Source organism: Kribbella orskensis, assembly GCF_004342085.1.
GTDB classification, from domain to species: Bacteria; Actinomycetota; Actinomycetes; order Propionibacteriales; family Kribbellaceae; genus Kribbella; species Kribbella orskensis.
This window is the reverse complement of sequence record NZ_SLWM01000001.1, coordinates 805,854-822,612: the sequence shown is the minus strand read 5'-3', so window position 1 is coordinate 822,612 and position 16,759 is coordinate 805,854. Positions and strand designations below refer to the sequence as shown.

15 protein-coding genes are annotated in these 16,759 nt (G+C 68.5%); 10 read left to right on the top strand and 5 right to left on the bottom strand.

Features of this window, described 5'->3' with window-relative positions:
* The first annotated feature begins 119 nt into the window (after nucleotides 1–119).
* Entirely contained in the window at nucleotides 120–1,700 is a 1,581-nt protein-coding gene (locus EV644_RS04000) for an acyl-CoA mutase large subunit family protein (RefSeq protein WP_132186899.1), read from the top strand.
* 5 nt (nucleotides 1,701–1,705) lie between these two features.
* On the opposite strand, the gene EV644_RS03995 is transcribed toward EV644_RS04000, so the two are convergent.
* A complete protein-coding gene (locus EV644_RS03995; RefSeq protein ID WP_132186900.1) occupies nucleotides 1,706–2,893 on the bottom strand; it encodes an amidohydrolase in 1,188 nt (395 codons plus the stop codon).
* A 257-nt stretch (nucleotides 2,894–3,150) separates the two neighbouring features.
* On the opposite strand from EV644_RS03995, the gene EV644_RS03990 reads away from it, so the two are divergent.
* The 6 genes from EV644_RS03990 (at nucleotide 3,151) to EV644_RS03965 (ending at nucleotide 10,057) form a co-directional block, all read left to right on the top strand.
* Entirely contained in the window at nucleotides 3,151–4,230 is a 1,080-nt protein-coding gene (locus tag EV644_RS03990) for a BMP family lipoprotein (protein WP_132186901.1), read from the top strand.
* A 110-nt stretch (nucleotides 4,231–4,340) separates the two neighbouring features.
* Complete coding sequence (locus tag EV644_RS03985) at nucleotides 4,341–5,891, top strand: ABC transporter ATP-binding protein (protein WP_132186902.1); 1,551 nt, start codon at nucleotides 4,341–4,343, stop codon at nucleotides 5,889–5,891.
* Nucleotides 5,892–7,100, top strand: coding sequence for an ABC transporter permease (locus EV644_RS03980; RefSeq protein WP_132186903.1), 1,209 nt, complete (start codon nucleotides 5,892–5,894; stop codon nucleotides 7,098–7,100).
* Nucleotides 7,097–8,386, top strand: a complete 1,290-nt coding sequence (locus EV644_RS03975) for an ABC transporter permease (protein ID WP_132186904.1) — start codon at nucleotides 7,097–7,099, stop codon at nucleotides 8,384–8,386. Before EV644_RS03980 ends, EV644_RS03975 begins: the two co-directional genes overlap by 4 nt.
* Nucleotides 8,387–8,396: 10 nt before the next feature.
* Nucleotides 8,397–8,780: a cytidine deaminase gene (locus EV644_RS03970; RefSeq protein WP_255511265.1), complete on the top strand. Its 384-nt coding sequence runs from the start codon at nucleotides 8,397–8,399 to the stop codon at nucleotides 8,778–8,780.
* Complete coding sequence (locus EV644_RS03965; RefSeq protein ID WP_132186906.1) at nucleotides 8,780–10,057, top strand: thymidine phosphorylase; 1,278 nt, start codon at nucleotides 8,780–8,782, stop codon at nucleotides 10,055–10,057. The genes EV644_RS03970 and EV644_RS03965 overlap by 1 nt, the downstream gene beginning before the upstream one ends.
* Nucleotides 10,058–10,075: 18 nt before the next feature.
* Here the strand turns inward: EV644_RS03965 and EV644_RS03960 are convergent, their stop codons facing one another.
* The 4 genes from EV644_RS03960 to EV644_RS03945 all read right to left on the bottom strand — a co-directional run bounded on the left by EV644_RS03960 (nucleotide 10,076) and on the right by EV644_RS03945 (nucleotide 13,290).
* Nucleotides 10,076–10,765 (bottom strand): hypothetical protein, encoded by a 690-nt coding sequence (locus EV644_RS03960; RefSeq protein WP_132186907.1) that lies wholly within the window; start codon nucleotides 10,763–10,765, stop codon nucleotides 10,076–10,078.
* Nucleotides 10,766–10,877: 112 nt separating this feature from the next.
* The gene (locus EV644_RS03955) at nucleotides 10,878–11,477 is read right to left on the bottom strand and encodes a uridine kinase family protein (RefSeq protein ID WP_199239620.1); all 600 of its coding nucleotides are present in this window, start codon (nucleotides 11,475–11,477) and stop codon (nucleotides 10,878–10,880) included.
* Between the two features lie 43 nt (nucleotides 11,478–11,520).
* Complete coding sequence (locus EV644_RS03950) at nucleotides 11,521–12,324, bottom strand: phosphotransferase (RefSeq protein WP_132186909.1); 804 nt, start codon at nucleotides 12,322–12,324, stop codon at nucleotides 11,521–11,523.
* Nucleotides 12,325–12,330: 6 nt separating this feature from the next.
* Nucleotides 12,331–13,290 (bottom strand): sugar-binding transcriptional regulator, encoded by a 960-nt coding sequence (locus EV644_RS03945; RefSeq protein ID WP_132186910.1) that lies wholly within the window; start codon nucleotides 13,288–13,290, stop codon nucleotides 12,331–12,333.
* Nucleotides 13,291–13,440: 150 nt separating this feature from the next.
* Between EV644_RS03945 and EV644_RS03940 the strand changes: the two genes are divergently transcribed.
* From EV644_RS03940 to EV644_RS03930, 3 genes are all read left to right on the top strand, one after another.
* Nucleotides 13,441–14,811, top strand: a complete 1,371-nt coding sequence (locus EV644_RS03940; RefSeq protein WP_132186911.1) for an ABC transporter substrate-binding protein — start codon at nucleotides 13,441–13,443, stop codon at nucleotides 14,809–14,811.
* Nucleotides 14,812–14,892: 81 nt separating this feature from the next.
* Nucleotides 14,893–15,867 carry a carbohydrate ABC transporter permease gene (locus tag EV644_RS03935; RefSeq protein WP_132186912.1) on the top strand — a complete coding sequence of 325 codons (975 nt, stop codon included), beginning with the start codon at nucleotides 14,893–14,895 and terminating at the stop codon, nucleotides 15,865–15,867.
* The gene (locus EV644_RS03930; RefSeq protein WP_132186913.1) at nucleotides 15,864–16,757 is read left to right on the top strand and encodes a carbohydrate ABC transporter permease; all 894 of its coding nucleotides are present in this window, start codon (nucleotides 15,864–15,866) and stop codon (nucleotides 16,755–16,757) included. The genes EV644_RS03935 and EV644_RS03930 overlap by 4 nt, the downstream gene beginning before the upstream one ends.
* Nucleotides 16,758–16,759 lie beyond the last annotated feature (2 nt).

The window sequence follows — 16,759 nt, the reverse complement described above, 5'->3', positions numbered from 1 at the left end:
AGATGGGCGGGGAGCCGTGAACCTATCCCAGGGATGTGCTGGAACGCACCGGGGTGGCGTGCGCGATCTCACCTGGCTGGTGCATACCAGTGGGGGCGTGGTCCCACTACCGTGGGGGGATGAGCCATCAAACCGAGTCCGGGTGGGATTTCGAGCCCGTGTATGGGCCCGATCGGCTCGCGGGGTTCGACCCCGCGGAGAAGTTGGGTGCGCCCGGGGAGTTCCCGTTCACCCGGGGTGTCTACCCGACGATGTACACCCAACGGCCCTGGACGATGCGGCAGTACGCCGGGTTCGGGACCGCGGCCGAGTCGAACCAGCGGTACCACCAGCTGATCGACGCGGGCACGATGGGGCTGTCCGTCGCGTTCGACCTGCCGACCCAGATGGGGTACGACTCCGACGCCGCGATCGCGCACGGCGAGGTCGGCAAGGTCGGGGTGGCGATCGACTCGATCGACGACATGCGGCTGCTGTTCGACCGGATCCCGTTGGACCAGGTGTCCACCTCGATGACCATCAACGCGCCCGGCTCGCTGCTGTTGCTGCTCTACCAACTGGTGGCCGAGGAGCAGGGCGTCTCCGGCGACAAGCTGACCGGCACGATCCAGAACGACGTGCTGAAGGAGTACATCGCCCGCGGCACCTACATCTACCCGCCGAAGGAGTCGCTGCGGCTGATCAGCGACATCTTCGCCTACTGCCAGACCGAGCTGCCGCGCTGGAACACCATCTCGATCTCCGGCTACCACATGGCCGAGGCCGGTGCGACGCCCGCGCAGGAGATCGCCTTCACCCTTGCCGACGGCATCGAATACGTCCGTACCGCGGTCGCGGCCGGCCTCGACGTGGACACCTTCGCGCCGCGGCTGTCCTTCTTCTTCGTCTCCCGGACGACGCTGCTCGAGGAGGTGGCGAAGTTCCGCGCGGCCCGGCGGATCTGGGCCCAGGTGATGCGCGACGAGTTCAACGCGAAGAACCCGAAGTCCCTGATGCTGCGGTTCCACACGCAGACGGCCGGAGTACAGCTGACCGCGCAGCAGCCCGAGGTGAACCTCGTCCGGGTCGCGATCCAGGGTCTCGCGGCCGTGCTCGGCGGCACGCAGTCCCTGCACACCAACTCCTACGACGAGGCGATCGCGCTCCCCACCGAGAAGGCCGCCCGCCTCGCGCTGCGGACCCAGCAGGTGCTCGCCTACGAGACCGACGTGACCGCCACGGTGGACCCCTTCGCCGGCTCGTACGTCGTCGAGTCGCTCACCGACGAGGTGGAGGGCGCCGCCCGGGAGCTGATGGACCAGGTGGAGGAGTTCGGTGGTGCCGTCGCGGCCATCGAGAAGGGATTCCAGAAGCAGGAGATCGAGCGCTCGGCGTACCGGATCGCGCAGCAGATCGACTCCGCCGAGCGGGTCGTCGTCGGGCTGAACAAGTTCAAGGTCGCCGAGGAGGAGCCGTACGAGCCGCTCCGGGTCGATCCGGCGATCGAGGCTCAGCAGGTGGACCGGCTCGCCCGGCTCCGCGCCGAGCGTGACCAGGCAGCCGTCGACAAGGCGCTGCTCGAGTTGCAGACGGCTGCCCGCGGTTCGGACAACTGTCTCTACCCGATGAAGGAAGCCCTCAAGGCCCGCGCCACCGTCGGCGAGGTCTGCAACGCCCTCCGCGAGGTCTGGGGCGCGTACGTCCCCGCCGACACGTTCTAGCCGAGTCAGTCCAGCAACGCGGAGGTAGCGAGCAGCGTGATGCCGAGGGCGATCGCGTCCTCGGACGGGTTGAACCCCGGCGTGTGCAGGTCGGCGGCCGTCTCGACGCCGGCGGGCCGTACGCCGAGCCGGGCCATCGCGCCCGGCACATGCTCCAGGTACCAGGCGAAGTCCTCGCCGCCCAGGCTCTGATCGGTCGCGGCGACCGCTCCGCTGCCCATCGTGCGCTCGACGGCCGTCTTGAACACCTCGATCGCGGCAGCGTCGTTCATCACCGGCGGTACGCCGTGGGTGACCTCGGTGTCGACCTCCACCTCGTACGGCGCGGCGAGTTGCGCCGCGAGCGTCGGGATCAACTCGGCCGCGAGCCGCCAGGCGCTCACGTCGAGACAGCGCAGCGTGCCCTCGACCTCGCCGCGAGCGGGGATCGCGTTCGCCGCCGACCCCGAGGTGATCCGCCCCCACACCAGCGACATCCCCGCGCGCGGGTCGACCCGGCGGGAGAGCGCGGCCGGGAGTTCGGTGACCAGGGTCGCCAGCGCGTACACCAGGTCGGCGGTGAGGTGCGGCCTCGACGTGTGACCGCCAGGACCGTTCAGGCGAACGAGAATCCGGTCTGCCGCGGCGGTCAGTGCGCCGACCCGAAGGCCGATCTGCCCGACCTCCAGTCGCGGGTCGCAGTGCAGTCCGTAGATCCGGTGCACCCCTTCGAGCCCGCCGGCGGCGATCACTCCGAGCGCGCCGCCGGGCATCACTTCCTCCGCCGGCTGGAAGATCAGCCGCACCCGCCGGTCGAGCAGCCCGTCTGCTGCCATCCCCGCCAGCACGAGACCGGCGCCCAGCAGAGCAGCCGTGTGGACGTCGTGCCCGCAGGCGTGGGCGACTCCCTCGATACCCGAGCGCCAGGGGGCGTCGACCGCATCCGGGACGGGCAGGGCATCGATGTCAGCGCGCAGGGCGACGCAGGTGTCACCCGAGCCGATGTCGCAGATCAGGCCGGTACCGGTGGGGAGCACCTGTGGCGACAGTCCGGCGGCGGTCAGCCGCTGCCGCAGTACCTCCGTGGTGCGGACCTCGTGCCAGCCGAGCTCGGGGTGGGCGTGCAGGTCACGCCGCACCGCGACCACCTCTTCCCGCACCTGGGCAACGCGCCATTTCACGTCGGCATGCGCCGGATGATGCGAAGTCGTCATGCCGGGGATCATCTCATCCGGCCCGGATGGTCCTTACACCCGGTGAAGACCTGCCGCACCTTTCGGTCACTGTCCGTGATCGGGTCTTCGACATAATGAAGGAATTGCGGCGGTCTGACCTACGCGCCGGTCACTTTCCGGTATCGAGGGCGTCTTGGCGTTCAAGAAGGGCGTAGCGGCCCCTATAGTCTGCGGATGCGGCACGCTGGGGAAGGCGTGCCGGGTAAAAGGTTTTCGGTCGATAAAGGAGACGTTCGGTGAAGAACTACGTGCGGGGATTGGCGATCGTGGGTGCGGTGACGCTCGCCGTCGCCGCTTGTGGCAGCAAGCCGACCGAGGACACGGCGGGTGGCGGGGACGCCAACAAGGACTTCAAGGCCTGCATGGTCTCCGACTCGGGTGGTTTCGACGACAAGTCGTTCAACCAGACCTCGTACGCCGGTCTTCAGTCAGCGGTCAAGGAGAAGGGCCTGACCGAGGTCAAGGCCGAGTCGAAGTCGGACAACGACTACCCGACGAACATGAACGCGATGGTCCAGGCGAAGTGCAACGTCATCGTCGCCGTCGGCTTCAAGCTCGAGGACGCCACCGACAAGGCGGCCCAGGCGAACCCGGACATCAAGTTCGCGATCGTCGACTCGGCGCCGGCCAAGCCGATCGCCAACCTCAAGCCGCTCGCCTTCAACACCGCGCAGAGCAGCTTCCAGGCCGGTTACCTGGCCGCGGCGATGTCGAAGACCGGCAAGGTCGGCACCTACGGCGGCATCAAGATCCCGACGGTGACCATCTTCATGGACGGTTTCGCCGAGGGTGTGCGGTACTACAACAAGCAGAAGAGCAAGAACGTCCAGGTGCTCGGCTGGGACGACGCGAAGCAGGCCGGTCTGTTCACCGGTGACTTCGAGGACAAGGCGAAGGGCCAGAACACCGCGCAGAACCTGATCACCCAGGGCGCCGACGTCATCTTCCCGGTGGCCGGTCCGTCCGGCCTGGGCGGTCTGCAGGCGGCCAAGGCGAGCAACGGCAAGGTGAACGCGATCTGGGTCGACACTGACGGCTGCGTGAGCGCCGCGGAGTACTGCTCGGTGCTGATCTCCAGCGTGGAGAAGGGCATGGACGTCGCCGTTCACGACGCGGTCGTGTCCGTGGTCGACAACAAGTTCGACAACAGCCAGTTCATCGGCACGATGGAGAACGGCGGGACGGGGCTGGCGCCGTTCCACGAGTTCGACTCCAAGGTCCCGGCGGACGTGAAGAGCGAGCTGGAGCAGATCAAGGCCGACATCATCAGCGGCAAGATCACCATCGAGTCCAAGGTGCAGCCGAAGGCGTCCTGACGACGCGCGACGCAACCGCGTAGTACGGTGCGAGCCAGGAAGACGGCCCCTTCGGGGTTGTCTCCCTGGCTCGCCGTCTGAAGGCTGTAGTCAATGAAGGGGGCGCCCGCATGCATCTCGAACTCTCGGGGCTGACCAAGAGCTTCGGCTCCCTGGTCGCCAACGACCACATCGACCTGGTGATCGAACCGGGCCAGATCCACTGCCTGCTGGGCGAGAACGGGGCCGGCAAGAGCACTCTGATGAACATGCTCTACGGGCTGTTGCAGCCCGACTCCGGTGAGATCGTGATCGACGGCGCGAAGGTGCGGATCAGCTCGCCGAGCGATGCCATTGCCCAGGGCATCGGCATGGTGCACCAGCACTTCATGCTGGTCCCGGTGTTCACCGTCGCCGAGAACATCATGCTCGGCCGGGAGTACACCCGCGCCGTCGGCGTACTGGATCGCAAGAAGGCGGACGCGCTGGTCACCGAGCTGTCCGAGCGGTACGGGTTCCAGGTCGACCCGGAGGCGCTCGTGGAGGACATCCCGGTCGGCGTGCAACAACGGGTGGAGATCATCAAGGCGCTCGCCAACGACGCCAGGGTGCTGATCCTGGACGAGCCGACCGCGGTGCTCACCCCGGCCGAGATCGACGAACTGATCGCGGTGATGCGGCAGCTGAAGGAGAACGGCACCTCGATCGTCTTCATCACCCACAAACTCAAAGAGGTCAAGGCGATCGCGGACACGATCACCGTGATCCGCCGCGGCAAGGTGGTCGGCAGCGCCGAGCCGTCGGCCACCGAGGAGGAACTCGCCGAGCTGATGGTCGGGCGCGCGGTCGACCTGGTGGTCGACAAGGACCCCGCCACCCCCGGCGACACGGTACTGCGGGTCGAGGGCCTGACGGTGATCGACGAGCGGGGCTTCACCGCCGTCGACGGCGTCGACCTGGAGGTCCGGGCGGGCGAGATCCTCGCCGTGGCCGGTGTCCAGGGCAACGGTCAGACCGAGCTCGCCGAGGCGCTGCTGGGGCTGACCCCGATCGCCGCGGGCAGGATCTCGCTGGACGGCAACGACCTGACCGGCCGGACCACGCGCGACCGGCTCGACGCCGGGATCGGCTATGTCCCCGAGGACCGTGCCCATGACGGCTTCGTCGGCTCCTTCACGGTCGCCGAGAACCTGGTGCTGGACATGGTCCGCCGGGCGCCATTCGGCAAGGGGCTCTCGCTGCGGACCGACGAGATCGAGAAGAACGCGCAGGAGCGGGTCGAGGAGTTCGACATCCGCACCCAGTCCACCGACCTGGCCGTCTCGTCGCTGTCCGGCGGCAACCAGCAGAAGGTCGTGCTGGCCCGCGAGCTGTCCCGGCCGCTGAAGCTGCTGGTGGCCTCGCAGCCGACCCGTGGGGTGGACGTCGGCTCGATCGAGTTCCTGCACACCAGGATGGTGAAGGAGCGCGACAACGGCACCGCGGTGCTGATCGTCTCCACCGAGCTGGACGAGATCGCCGCGCTGGCCGACCGGGTCGCGGTGATGTACCGCGGCAAGGTGGTCGGCGTCGTACCGGCCGACACCCCCCGCGACGAGCTCGGCCTGATGATGGCCGGCGCCTCGAAGAGCGAGGCCGAGGTCGTGGCAACCGAGAACCCGACGACGTTGGGAACCATCTAGATGAGCAACGACACGGCCACAGAGCCGGAGCAGACACCGGTTCCCGCCGAGCCGGCGAAGGAGTCCGGCAGCGGCCTGCCGAACTGGGCGGTCCAGGGTCTGGTCTCGCTGAGCGCGATCGTGCTGGCGCTGGTCGTCGGCGCGATCCTGATCATCATCGGCGACGACGACGTGAAGGCCGCGGCCGGCTACTTCGGCGCGGCGCCGATGGACACCGTCTCGGCGGCGCTGACCGCGGTGGGCGAGGCCTACAAGGCGCTGTTCCTCGGCGCGGTCGGCGGCGTCGATCAGATCGCCGAGTCGTTGACCCAGGCCACCCCGCTGATCTGCGGCGGCCTCGCGGTCTCGCTGGCGTTCCGCGCCGGCCTGTTCAACATCGGCGCCCAGGGCCAGTTGATCATCGGCGCGATCTTCGCCTCCTACGTCGGCTTCGCCTGGGACCTGCCCCCGGGCCTGCACCTGCTGGTGGCGGTGATCGCCGGTCTGATCGGTGGTGCGCTCTGGGGTGGCGTGGTCGGCGTGCTGAAGGCCCGCACCGGCGCTCACGAGGTGATCGTCACGATCATGCTCAACTATGTCGCGATCTACCTGCTGGTGTGGTTGCTGACCACCACGACGTTCAAGCGGCCCGGCCGCGACGATCCGATCAGCCCGATCGTGAAGCCGAACGCGCAGTTCCCGCAGTTCGGTGACACCCGGCTGCACGCCGGCTTCCTGCTCGCCTTGCTGGCCGCCGTCTTCGTCTGGTGGCTGCTGAACCGCTCGACAGTCGGCTTCGAGCTCCGCGCGGTCGGTGCGAACGCCGACGCCTCGCGGACCGCGGGCATGTCGGTGGGCCGGGCCTACGTGATCGCCATGGTGATCGCCGGTGCCCTCGCCGGTCTGGCCGGCAGCCAGCAGGTGCTCGGCACCGACCTGCCGCTGACGGACGGGGTCGCCGCGACGATCGGCTTCGACGCGATCACCGTCGCCCTGCTGGGCCGCGGTACTCCGCTCGGCACCGTGCTGGCGGGCCTGCTCTTCGGCGCCCTGAACGCCGGTGGCCTGCAGATGCAGTTGCAGACCCAGACGCCACTGACCCTGACCACCGTCCTGCAGGCCGTGATCGTGCTGTTCGTCGCGGCCCCGGCGCTGGTGCGCTCGATCTTCCCGTTCCTGCCCAAGGAACGCGGAGCCGGCGCCGTCCTCGCGAAAGGCTGGAACGGATGAGCGAGACGACCACCACTCCCGACACCGTGCGGGTGCCGGCACCGGCCGCGATCGAGGCTCCGGCCGACCGGACCCGGCGGTTGCGGGTCGGCAGCCTGATGCTGGTGTTCGCGCTGATCGGCCTGCTGCTGGCGATCTTCACCAACGGCGGCAAAGCGACCTTCCAGCTCGTCTCCGGAGACCTGCAGAACAACCTGCTCGGCGTGCCGGCCCAGGCGACCGCCCTGATCCTCGGGATCCTCGGCGTGATCGCCGCGGGGGCGTACGTCATGCGGCGGGTCCCGCAGTCGTACTCCGGCTACCTCGCCACCCTGCTCGGCATCTGCTTCATCGGTTCGTTCCTGTGCTGGGCGGCGGCGGGCAAGACCTTCCCGCTGGCCAACCAGTTCCAGGGCACGCTGAACTTCGCCACCCCGCTGATCCTCGGCGCGCTGGCCGGTGTGCTGTGTGAGCGGGCCGGTGTCATCAACATCGCGATCGAGGGCCAGTTCCTGGTCGGAGCCTTCACCGCGGCCGTCGTCTCCAGTACGACGGGCAGTTCGGCGGCGGCGCTGATCGCGGCCGCTCTGACGGGTGTCCTGATGGCCGTGCTGCTGGCGGTCTTCTCGATCAAGTATCTGGTGAACCAGGTGGTTCTCGGCGTTGTCCTGGTGGTCTTCGCCTCCGGTATCACCGGGTATCTGTTCGACCAGTTCCTGCAGGAGGACGCGGCGGCGATGAACACGCCGGACGTGCTCTCGGCGGTGAAGATCCCGCTGCTCGGCGACATCCCGTTCTTCGGCCCGATCCTGTTCAACCAGACGATCCTGGTCTACCTGACCTACATCGCGGTCGCGGTGGTCACCTTCGTGCTCTTCGAGACCCGCTGGGGTCTTCGGGTCCGCGCGGTCGGCGAGCACCCGAAGGCGGCGGACACGGTCGGCATCAGGGTCAAGCGCGTCCGGTACTCCGCGGTCCTGTGGGCCGGGGTGCTGGCCGGCCTCGGCGGCGCCTTCTTCACCGTCGGGTACGCCGGCTCCTTCAGCAAGGACATGACGGCCGGCAACGGGTTCATCGCGCTGGCCGCGCTGATCATGGGCCGCTGGAACCCGATCGGGGCGATGGTGGCCGCGCTGTTCTTCGGCTTCGCCACCCAGCTCCAGTCGCAGCTGCAGATCATCCAGACCCCGATCCCGGGCGAGCTGTTGCTGATGGCCCCTTACCTGGCGACGATCATCGCGGTTGCCGGTCTGGTCGGCCGGGTCCGGGCCCCGAAGGCGGACGGTGAGCCCTACGTCACCGAATGAGCCGGCCGCGGTGGACTGGCCGTCGCTGCGGCAGGCGGCGGTCAGCGCCATGCGGCGCGCCTATGCGCCGTACTCCGGCTACGCGGTCGGGGCGGCGGCGCTGGTCGACGACGGGCGGATCGTTGCCGGATGCAACGTGGAGAACGCGTCCTACGGGCTGACGCTGTGCGCGGAGTGCGGGGTTGTATCCGCGCTGCACAGCACCGGGGGAGGCCGGCTGGTCGCGTTCACCTGCGTGGACCACAACGAGGAACTGCTCACTCCGTGTGGGCGGTGCCGTCAACTGCTGCACGAGCACGGCGGTCCGAACCTGCTGCTGGAGTCCGCCGGCGGCAGCCGTCCCCTGCGTGAGCTACTACCCGACGCCTTCGGCCCCGAAAACCTGGAGAAGTGATGTCCTTCGACGCCGTCGACGTGATCCGGACCAAGCGGGACAAGGGCGAGCTGAGCGACGAGCAGATCGACTGGGTGATCGACGCCTACACCCGCGGGGCGGTCGCGGACGAGCAGATGTCCTCGCTCGCGATGGCGATCCTGCTGAACGGGATGAACCGGCGCGAGATCGCCCGCTGGACCGCGGCGATGATCGCCTCCGGGGAGCGGATGGACTTCGCCAGGCTGTCCCGGCCGACCGCGGACAAGCACTCGACCGGTGGCGTCGGCGACAAGATCACGTTGCCGCTGGCCCCTCTCGTGGCGGCCTGCGGCGTCGCGGTGCCGCAGCTGTCCGGCCGTGGACTCGGCCACACCGGCGGCACGCTGGACAAGCTGGAGTCGATCCCCGGCTGGCGCGCAGCGCTGTCGAACGACGAGCTGATGCACCAGCTCGAGGACGTCGGCGCGGTGATCTGCGCGGCCGGCGACGGCCTGGCCCCGGCCGACAAGAAGCTCTACGCGCTGCGTGACGTGACCGGGACGGTCGAGGCGATCCCGCTGATCGCCAGCTCGATCATGAGCAAGAAGATCGCCGAGGGCACCGGTGCGCTGGTGCTGGACGTGAAGGTCGGCACCGGCGCGTTCATGAAGGACCTGGCCGACGCCCGCGAGCTGGCCGAGACGATGGTTGCCCTGGGCACCGATGCCGGCGTGAAGACCGTCGCCCTCCTCACCGACATGTCGACGCCGCTCGGCCTGACCGCCGGGAACGCCTTGGAGGTCAGGGAATCCGTCGAGGTGCTGGCTGGTGGCGGGCCCGCCGACGTCGTCGAGCTGACGGTGGCCCTGGCCGCCGAGATGCTCGCCGCGGCCGGCGTCACGGACGTCGATCCGGCCGAGAAGCTCCGCGACGGTACTGCGATGGATGCCTGGCGCAGGATGATCTCCGCCCAGGGCGGCGACCCGGACGCCGACCTGCCGGTGGCCCCGGAAAAGCACGTGGTGAAGGCGCAATCCACAGGTGTCCTCAGTGGTTTGGACGCCCTGGCTGTCGGTGTTGCCGCCTGGCGCCTGGGCGCCGGTCGCGCTCGCAAGGAAGACCCGGTCTCCGCGGTCGCAGGCGTCGAAATGCACGCGAAGCCGGGTGATCAGGTCTCCGAGGGTCAGGCACTGCTCACCCTGCACGCGGACGACACCAGACGCTTCGACCGTGCCCTGGAGTCCCTGGCCGACGCAATCCAGATCTCCTCCGCCCACACCCTGACGCCGTTGGTGATCGACCGCATCACCGCCTGAGCGCGAGGCCGGCAGGACTCAGCCGGACTTGCGGGATAGCCGGTCTTTCTGCTGTTTGGCGAGGGTGGTGATCAGCGCGGTGTCGGGGATGGGAGTGTTCTGCAGGCTGCCGGTCTGGCGGATGGTGAGGTCGACGACGAGAGTGCCGACGACGAAGGTGGTCTGAGCGACCGCCTCCATCTGGTCCGACGAGCCGACCACTTCCACCCGGGCGTCGGTCAACGCTCCCGGAACACCCGGTACGGCGAACGAGTGGCTGTGCACGTCCTGCTTCCAGAAGCCCTGCCGGAGGTCGGCCGCCTTCGCCCTGGAGCCGGTCCTGAACAGTTGCAGGGTGAAGCGCTTCTGCCGGTCCGGGCTGACCCGGAACACCTGGTATCCCTCGGTGAAGGACGCGTTCAGCAGCAGCGCCCGGTCCACCGCGGGCATCGGCGACAGGGTGTCGAGGTACAACTCGGCGGTGAACGGCCCGCTCAGCTGCTCAGGATCCGCTGCGGAGCCCTTCAGATAGCCGCCCGGTACGACCACCAGGGGCGCCAGGCTGCTACTCGGTACAGCCTTGGGAGCAGCCGTCGGCGCGGCGGGCGCGACCTGCACCTGCGTGGTGGTGCCCCCCGCGTTGCCCCCGCACCCGGTCAGACCCAGCACTCCGACGCCCAGCACTCCGACGTACAGCACAGCGGCAACACCAGGCGCGTGACGCCTCACGATTCCTCCGCCAGTCCAGGGGGTGAGGGCGAGAGCCCACCAGACCAAGGTGAACACCAGGCAAATCCTGACCAATCCGCGGACACACAGAGCGAGATCAGGCCCGCCGGGATCACTCAGCGTTGGCAGCCGACAGCAGTGCGGTGATGCGGTGCCGGGCCGGCTTCGGATGCAGGGGTTCGCACCCGGCGTCGATGCAGCGCTTGACCACCCGCGGGTCGTCCTTCAGCAGCAGCAACCCGCGCCGCAGCAGGGTGAACGGCGGCTTGCGGTGCTCCCGCAGATCGCGCTGGAACCGGCGGACGAAGGTGACGAGACGGTGGTGGTAGACGCAGATCGCCGCGGCCAGCAGGCCACGCTCGCGCAGCGCTCCGACGATCTGGTCGGCAAAGATGCCCTCGGCAATCACCAGCGGTGATCCGTCCGTCACCACCGGCCGATGCCCGACGGTCGCGTCCACCGCGATGTCGTACACCGGCATGTCCGCGGACCCCGTCGTACAAAGGGTCTCCAGCGCTGCGACCGCCCGGTCAGCGTCCCAGGAGCCCGGGTCGTCCCAGTCCACGATTCCCAGCGGGGACCGGGGCATCGCGGCGTCGTCGCCGTCCCGGTAGAAGTCGTCCAGCCGGACCACCGGCAGCCTCACCAGTTCGGCCAGCCGGGACTTCCCGGCCCCCGAAGGCCCCGCCAACAACACCACCCGCGCGCTCACCGGCGCCATTCTTCCTCACCTGGGGCTCCGCGATGGCTCGAGGTCAGGTGAAGAGCGCCCGGTGGAGGGACGTGTGGTGGGTTTCGAACCACTGGTCGGTGCGGGTGGTGAGGTCCGCTTCACCGGTGGTCCAGCGTTGGCGGAACCACGGGTGGCCGGCTTCGGCGCCGCGGCGGACGTAGTCCATGCACCAGGTGTGGTTCGCGGCGGCGGCTTCGATCAGCCGGGTGCGGTCCGCCTCGTCCAGGCCGTAGGCGTCGGCGAACCGGCGCAGGCGAGTCAGGACGCGGCCGTGGCGGGCATCGGTGATGTCCGGATCGGGGCGCAAGGGTGCCCACAGGCGGATCGCGGCGGCGACGTCCCACAGGGCCGAGCCCGGGCCGGCCAGGTCGAAGTCGATCAGAGCCACGGCCACGCCGTCCCGGAAGACGATGTTGTCGAGGTTCGGGTCGTTGTGGCTGACCAGGTCGGTCACGTACTCCGGGGGCACGGGTTCCGCCCACGGGTGGTCGTCGGGGTCGAAGTCCGCGACGGCCTGGTGGTACCGCTTCAGCAGGTCCGCCACGCTGGCAAGCGCCTCGTCGGTCATCGACCAGGCCGGGTACGGCGCGGTGACCGTCTCGCCCGGCAGGTACGACAACACCTCGCGCCCCTGCTCGTCGACCCCGAGGAAGATCGGCGCACCGCCGTCGGGGCCGGAGCTGAACCCCACCCGGCGGAGGTGCTCCAGCAGCGCCTGCACGGCGGGGCCACTCGGCCGTGGCGGGCGGCGTACGGTGTCGCCGACGCGCACCACCAGTCCCCGGTTGGCGGTGCCACCGACCAGCACGGTCTCGACGGCGGGCATCGCGGTTCAGTCGGTCTCGCCGAGCAGCGCCTTCGCCAGCGGGCCGTGGGTGACGATGCCGTTGACCAGCCCGCTCCGCACCGCGGCCAGGACCGCCTCGACCTTCGCCATCCCGTACGGGATCGCGATCACCTCGTCGATCGCGTCCATCTGTGCCGCGTTGATCGCGATCACCCGGTCGGTGACCCGGCTCTGCACCGGCTCGCCGTCGGCGTTCACGAACACCCCGGAGATGTCGGCCACGACCCCGCGACGCTGCAGTTGGTCGCAGGCCTTCTCGTCCATCGCGTCGAACAGCGTCGACTGGCCGGCCGCCCACGACCCCAGCCCGACCACGGCCTTGGTGACGGAGTCGAAGTGCCCGATCGCGTCGGCCACCTCGGGTTGCTGCCGCAGCGCCCGGGCGGTGGCCGCGTCCGGCACCACCAGCGGCGCGTAGAAGAGGTACGCCGGTCCGCCGGACAGCTTGGCCACGTTCCGGACCAGCTCGACCGAGTTCGCCTCGACGTCCGGTCGGGTCAGCGCGCCGGTCAGCTGGACGACGGGTGCCGGAGCCAGCGACGTCAGCTGCTCGGTCATCGCGGTGACGGCCCGGGCCCACGCCAGTCCGAGCACGTCCTCGGCGGTGACGATCTCGGTGAGCAGGTCGGCGGCGGCCTTGCCGAGCTGGAGCCGCAGCGCGGCGGGATCCTCCTCGGGGGTGTCCACCACGATCGCCCGCCGGAGCCCGAGGCGCTCCTGCAGCCGGGCCGACAGGTCGAGGTCGATGGCGCCGGGGTGGCTGATCTCGATCCGCACCATCCCGCTGCTGCGGGCCTGGTCGAGCAGCCGGGCCACCTTGAACCGGCTGAGCCGGAACTCGTCGGCGATCTCGACCTTGGACCGGCCGTCGACGTAGTACCGGCGCGCGATCGACGCCGTGAGGACGAGCTGCGACGGCCCGTAGGTGTTGGTGCTGGGCTCCATTTGACCTCCCCGCTCATATGAGCATGCCTGCGCCCTAGTGTTGCACAGACTCTTGACAACGCGCTCGCGCGCCAGTTGACTCATACATGAGCAGGGTCATGCTCATCTGAGCGGACGGAGCACCATGCCCGAGAAGACGTGGAGGTAGCTATGCGCAGCAAGTTCACGAGGGGGAGGACCATCGCGTTGGCGCTGCCGGCGGTTGTTGGGCTGGCCCTGGCTGGCTGCTCGGGCGCCGGCGGTGGTGGCGGCGGCGGTGGCGGCGGCGAGGCGAAGTCGATCAACGTCCTCATGGTCGGCAACCCGCAGATGGTCGACATCCAGAAGCTCACCGCCGACAGCTTCACCAAGGACACCGGCATCAAGGTGAATTACACCGTCCTGCCCGAGAACGAGCTGCGTGACAAGGTGACGCAGGACGTCGCGACCGGTGCCGGTCAGTACGACGTCGCCACCGTCGGCGCCTACGAGGTGCCGATCTGGGCCAAGAACGACTGGCTGCACGAGCTCGGCTCCTACGCGGACGCCGACACCAGCTTCGACAAGGCCGACCTGCTCAAGCCGATGGTGCAATCCCTGTCCGGTGAGGACGGCAAGCTCTACGGCCTGCCCTTCTACGGAGAGTCGTCGTTCCTCATGTACCGCAAGGACATCTTCGCGAGCAAGGGCATCACGATGCCCGAGCGTCCCACCTGGCAGCAGGTCGCCGACATGGCCGCGAAGGTCGACGGCGCGGCTCCCGGCATGAAGGGGATCTGCCTGCGCGGTCTGCCCGGATGGGGCGAGCTGGGCGCGGCCCTGACCACGGTGGTCAACACCTTTGGTGGCACCTGGTTCACCAAGGACTGGCAGGCGCAGGTCAACTCCCCGGAGTTCAAGGAAGCGACCAACTTCTATGTCAACCTGGTCAAGGCCCACGGCGAGCCGGGCGCCTCGCAGGCGGGCTTCACCGAGTGCCTGAACGCGATGAGCCAGAGCAAGGTCGCGATGTGGTACGACGCCACCTCGGCCGCCGGTTCGCTCGAGGACCCCAGCGTCAGCAAGGTCGCCGGCAAGGTCGGCTACGTCTTCGCCCCGGTGGTGAAGACCAAGACCTCCGGATGGCTGTGGACCTGGGCGTGGGTGATGCCGAAGACCACGAAGAAGGCTGACGACGCGTCGAAGTTCATGCTCTGGGCATCGAGCAAGGGCTACGAGCAGCTGGCGGGCCAGAAGCTCGGTTGGTCCCGGGTCCCGGCCGGAAAGCGGGCCAGCACCTATGAGATCCCGGAGTACAAGAAGGCCGCCGCCGCATTCGGTGCGATGACGCTGAACTCGATCCAGGAGGTCGACCCGACCAACCCCGGCGTGCAGCCCCGGCCGACGGTCGGGATCCAGTTCGTCGACATCCCGGAGTTCCAGGACCTCGGCACCAAGGTGACCCAGGACGTCGCCGCGGCCATCGCCGGCCGAGGCACGGTCGACGAGGCGCTCGCCAAGGGCCAGAAGCTGGCCGAGGACGTGGCAGGCAAGCAGAAGTAGACCCGCTCGGGGCGGACCGGTGCATCCGGTTCGCCCCCGATTCGGGACCTTGCGATCCGTGAGATCTCACCTGGAGGAACCATGGCTGCTCTGGCCACTTCGGCCCCCGCCGGCATGACCCAGCCTCGTACCAGCCGCGAGAAATGGCGCCGAAGGGGTCCGCTGCTCCCCGCGCTGATCTTCACCATCATCATCACCCAGATCCCGTTCCTGCTGACGATCGCCATCTCCACCCTGCACTGGAACATCCTGCAACCCGGCGAGAAGAGCTTCCTGGGACTGGGGGAATACCAGTCGTTCGCCGGCCTGAAGAATTACGCGACCGTGTTCAGCGATGCCCGGCTGAGGAACGCGGTGGTCAACACCGTCGTGCTGACCACATCGGTGGTGGTGATCAGTGTGCTGATCGGGCTGCTGCTGGCGATCCTCCTGGACAAGCGATTCCCGGGCCGCGGGCTCGCGCGAACCCTCCTGATCGCCCCGTTCCTGGTGATGCCGGTCGCCGCGGCGCTGCTCTGGAAGCACGCGTTGTACAACCCGGACTACGGCCTGTTCAACGGTGTCCTCAACTGGATCTGGCAACTCTTCGGCGCCGACCAGGGGCCGACGATCGATTACGTGTCACGCTGGCCGATGCCTTCGGTGATCGCCGCTCTGGTTTGGCAGTGGACACCGTTCATGATGCTGATCCTGCTGGCCGGGCTGCAGTCGCAACCTGGCGACGTGCTCGAGGCCGCCAAGATCGACCGTGCCGGGAGCCTGCAGACCTTCCGGTTCATCACCTTGCCCCACCTGCGGCAGTACATCGAGCTCGCCGCCCTTCTCGGCTCGATCTACGTCCTGCAGACGTTCGACGCCATCTTCACGATCACGCAGGGTGGACCTGGCTCGGCCACGACCAACCTGCCGTACGAGATCTACCTGACCACGTTCCGCAAGTACGAGTACGGCGAGGCTGCTGCCGCCGGCGTGGTGACCGTCATCGCCACCATCATCGTCGCCACCTTCGCGCTGCGCACCATCTCGTCCCTGTTCCAGGAGGAGGTCTCCCGATGACCACCGTGGTGGACAAACCTCAGACCGAGAGGCCCGTGACCAACCAGCGCGGCCGCCGGCGCAGGCGCCGGGACGACCCCCGCAATTCCGTCTCCCCGTGGTGGGCGGTGGGCACCTGGATCGTCACCCTGCTCTTCTTCCTGCCCGTTGCGTGGATGGTGCTCACCTCGTTCCACGACGAGGCCGACGCGGCAACCAACCCGCCGTCGCCCTTCGCACCCATCACCTTCTCCAACTACAGCGCGCTGTTCGACCGTGACATCGCCCCGTACCTGATCAATTCGGCGACAGCCAGCATCGTCTCGACGCTGCTGGTGCTGGTGCTGGCCGTGCCGGCGGCGTACGCGCTGTCCATCAGGCCGGTCGAGAAGTGGACGGACGTGATGTTCTTCTTCCTGTCCACCAAGTTCCTGCCGCTGATCGCCGCACTGCTGCCGATCTACCTGATCGTCAAGTATCTCGGGATGCTCGACAACGTGTTCACGCTGGTCATCCTCTACACGTCGATGAACCTGCCGATCGCGGTGTGGATGATGCGCTCCTTCCTGGCCGAGGTGCCCGTCGAGATCCTCGAGGCCGCACAGGTGGATGGTGCGGGCTTCATCCGCACCCTGGTCTCGATCATCACGCCCATCACCATGCCGGGGCTCGCGGCCACCAGCCTGATCTGCTTCATCTTCAGCTGGAACGAGTTCATGTTCGCGGTGAACCTCACCGCGGTGCGTGCCGCGACGGCCCCGATCTTCCTGGTGGGATTCATCTCCAGCCAGGGCCTCTTCCTTGCCAAGCTCTGCGCGGCCGCGACCCTCGTGTCGCTCCCGGTGCTCATCGCCGGCTTCGCGGCTCAGGACAAGCTCGTCCGCGGACTCTCGTTGGGGGCCGTCAAGTGACC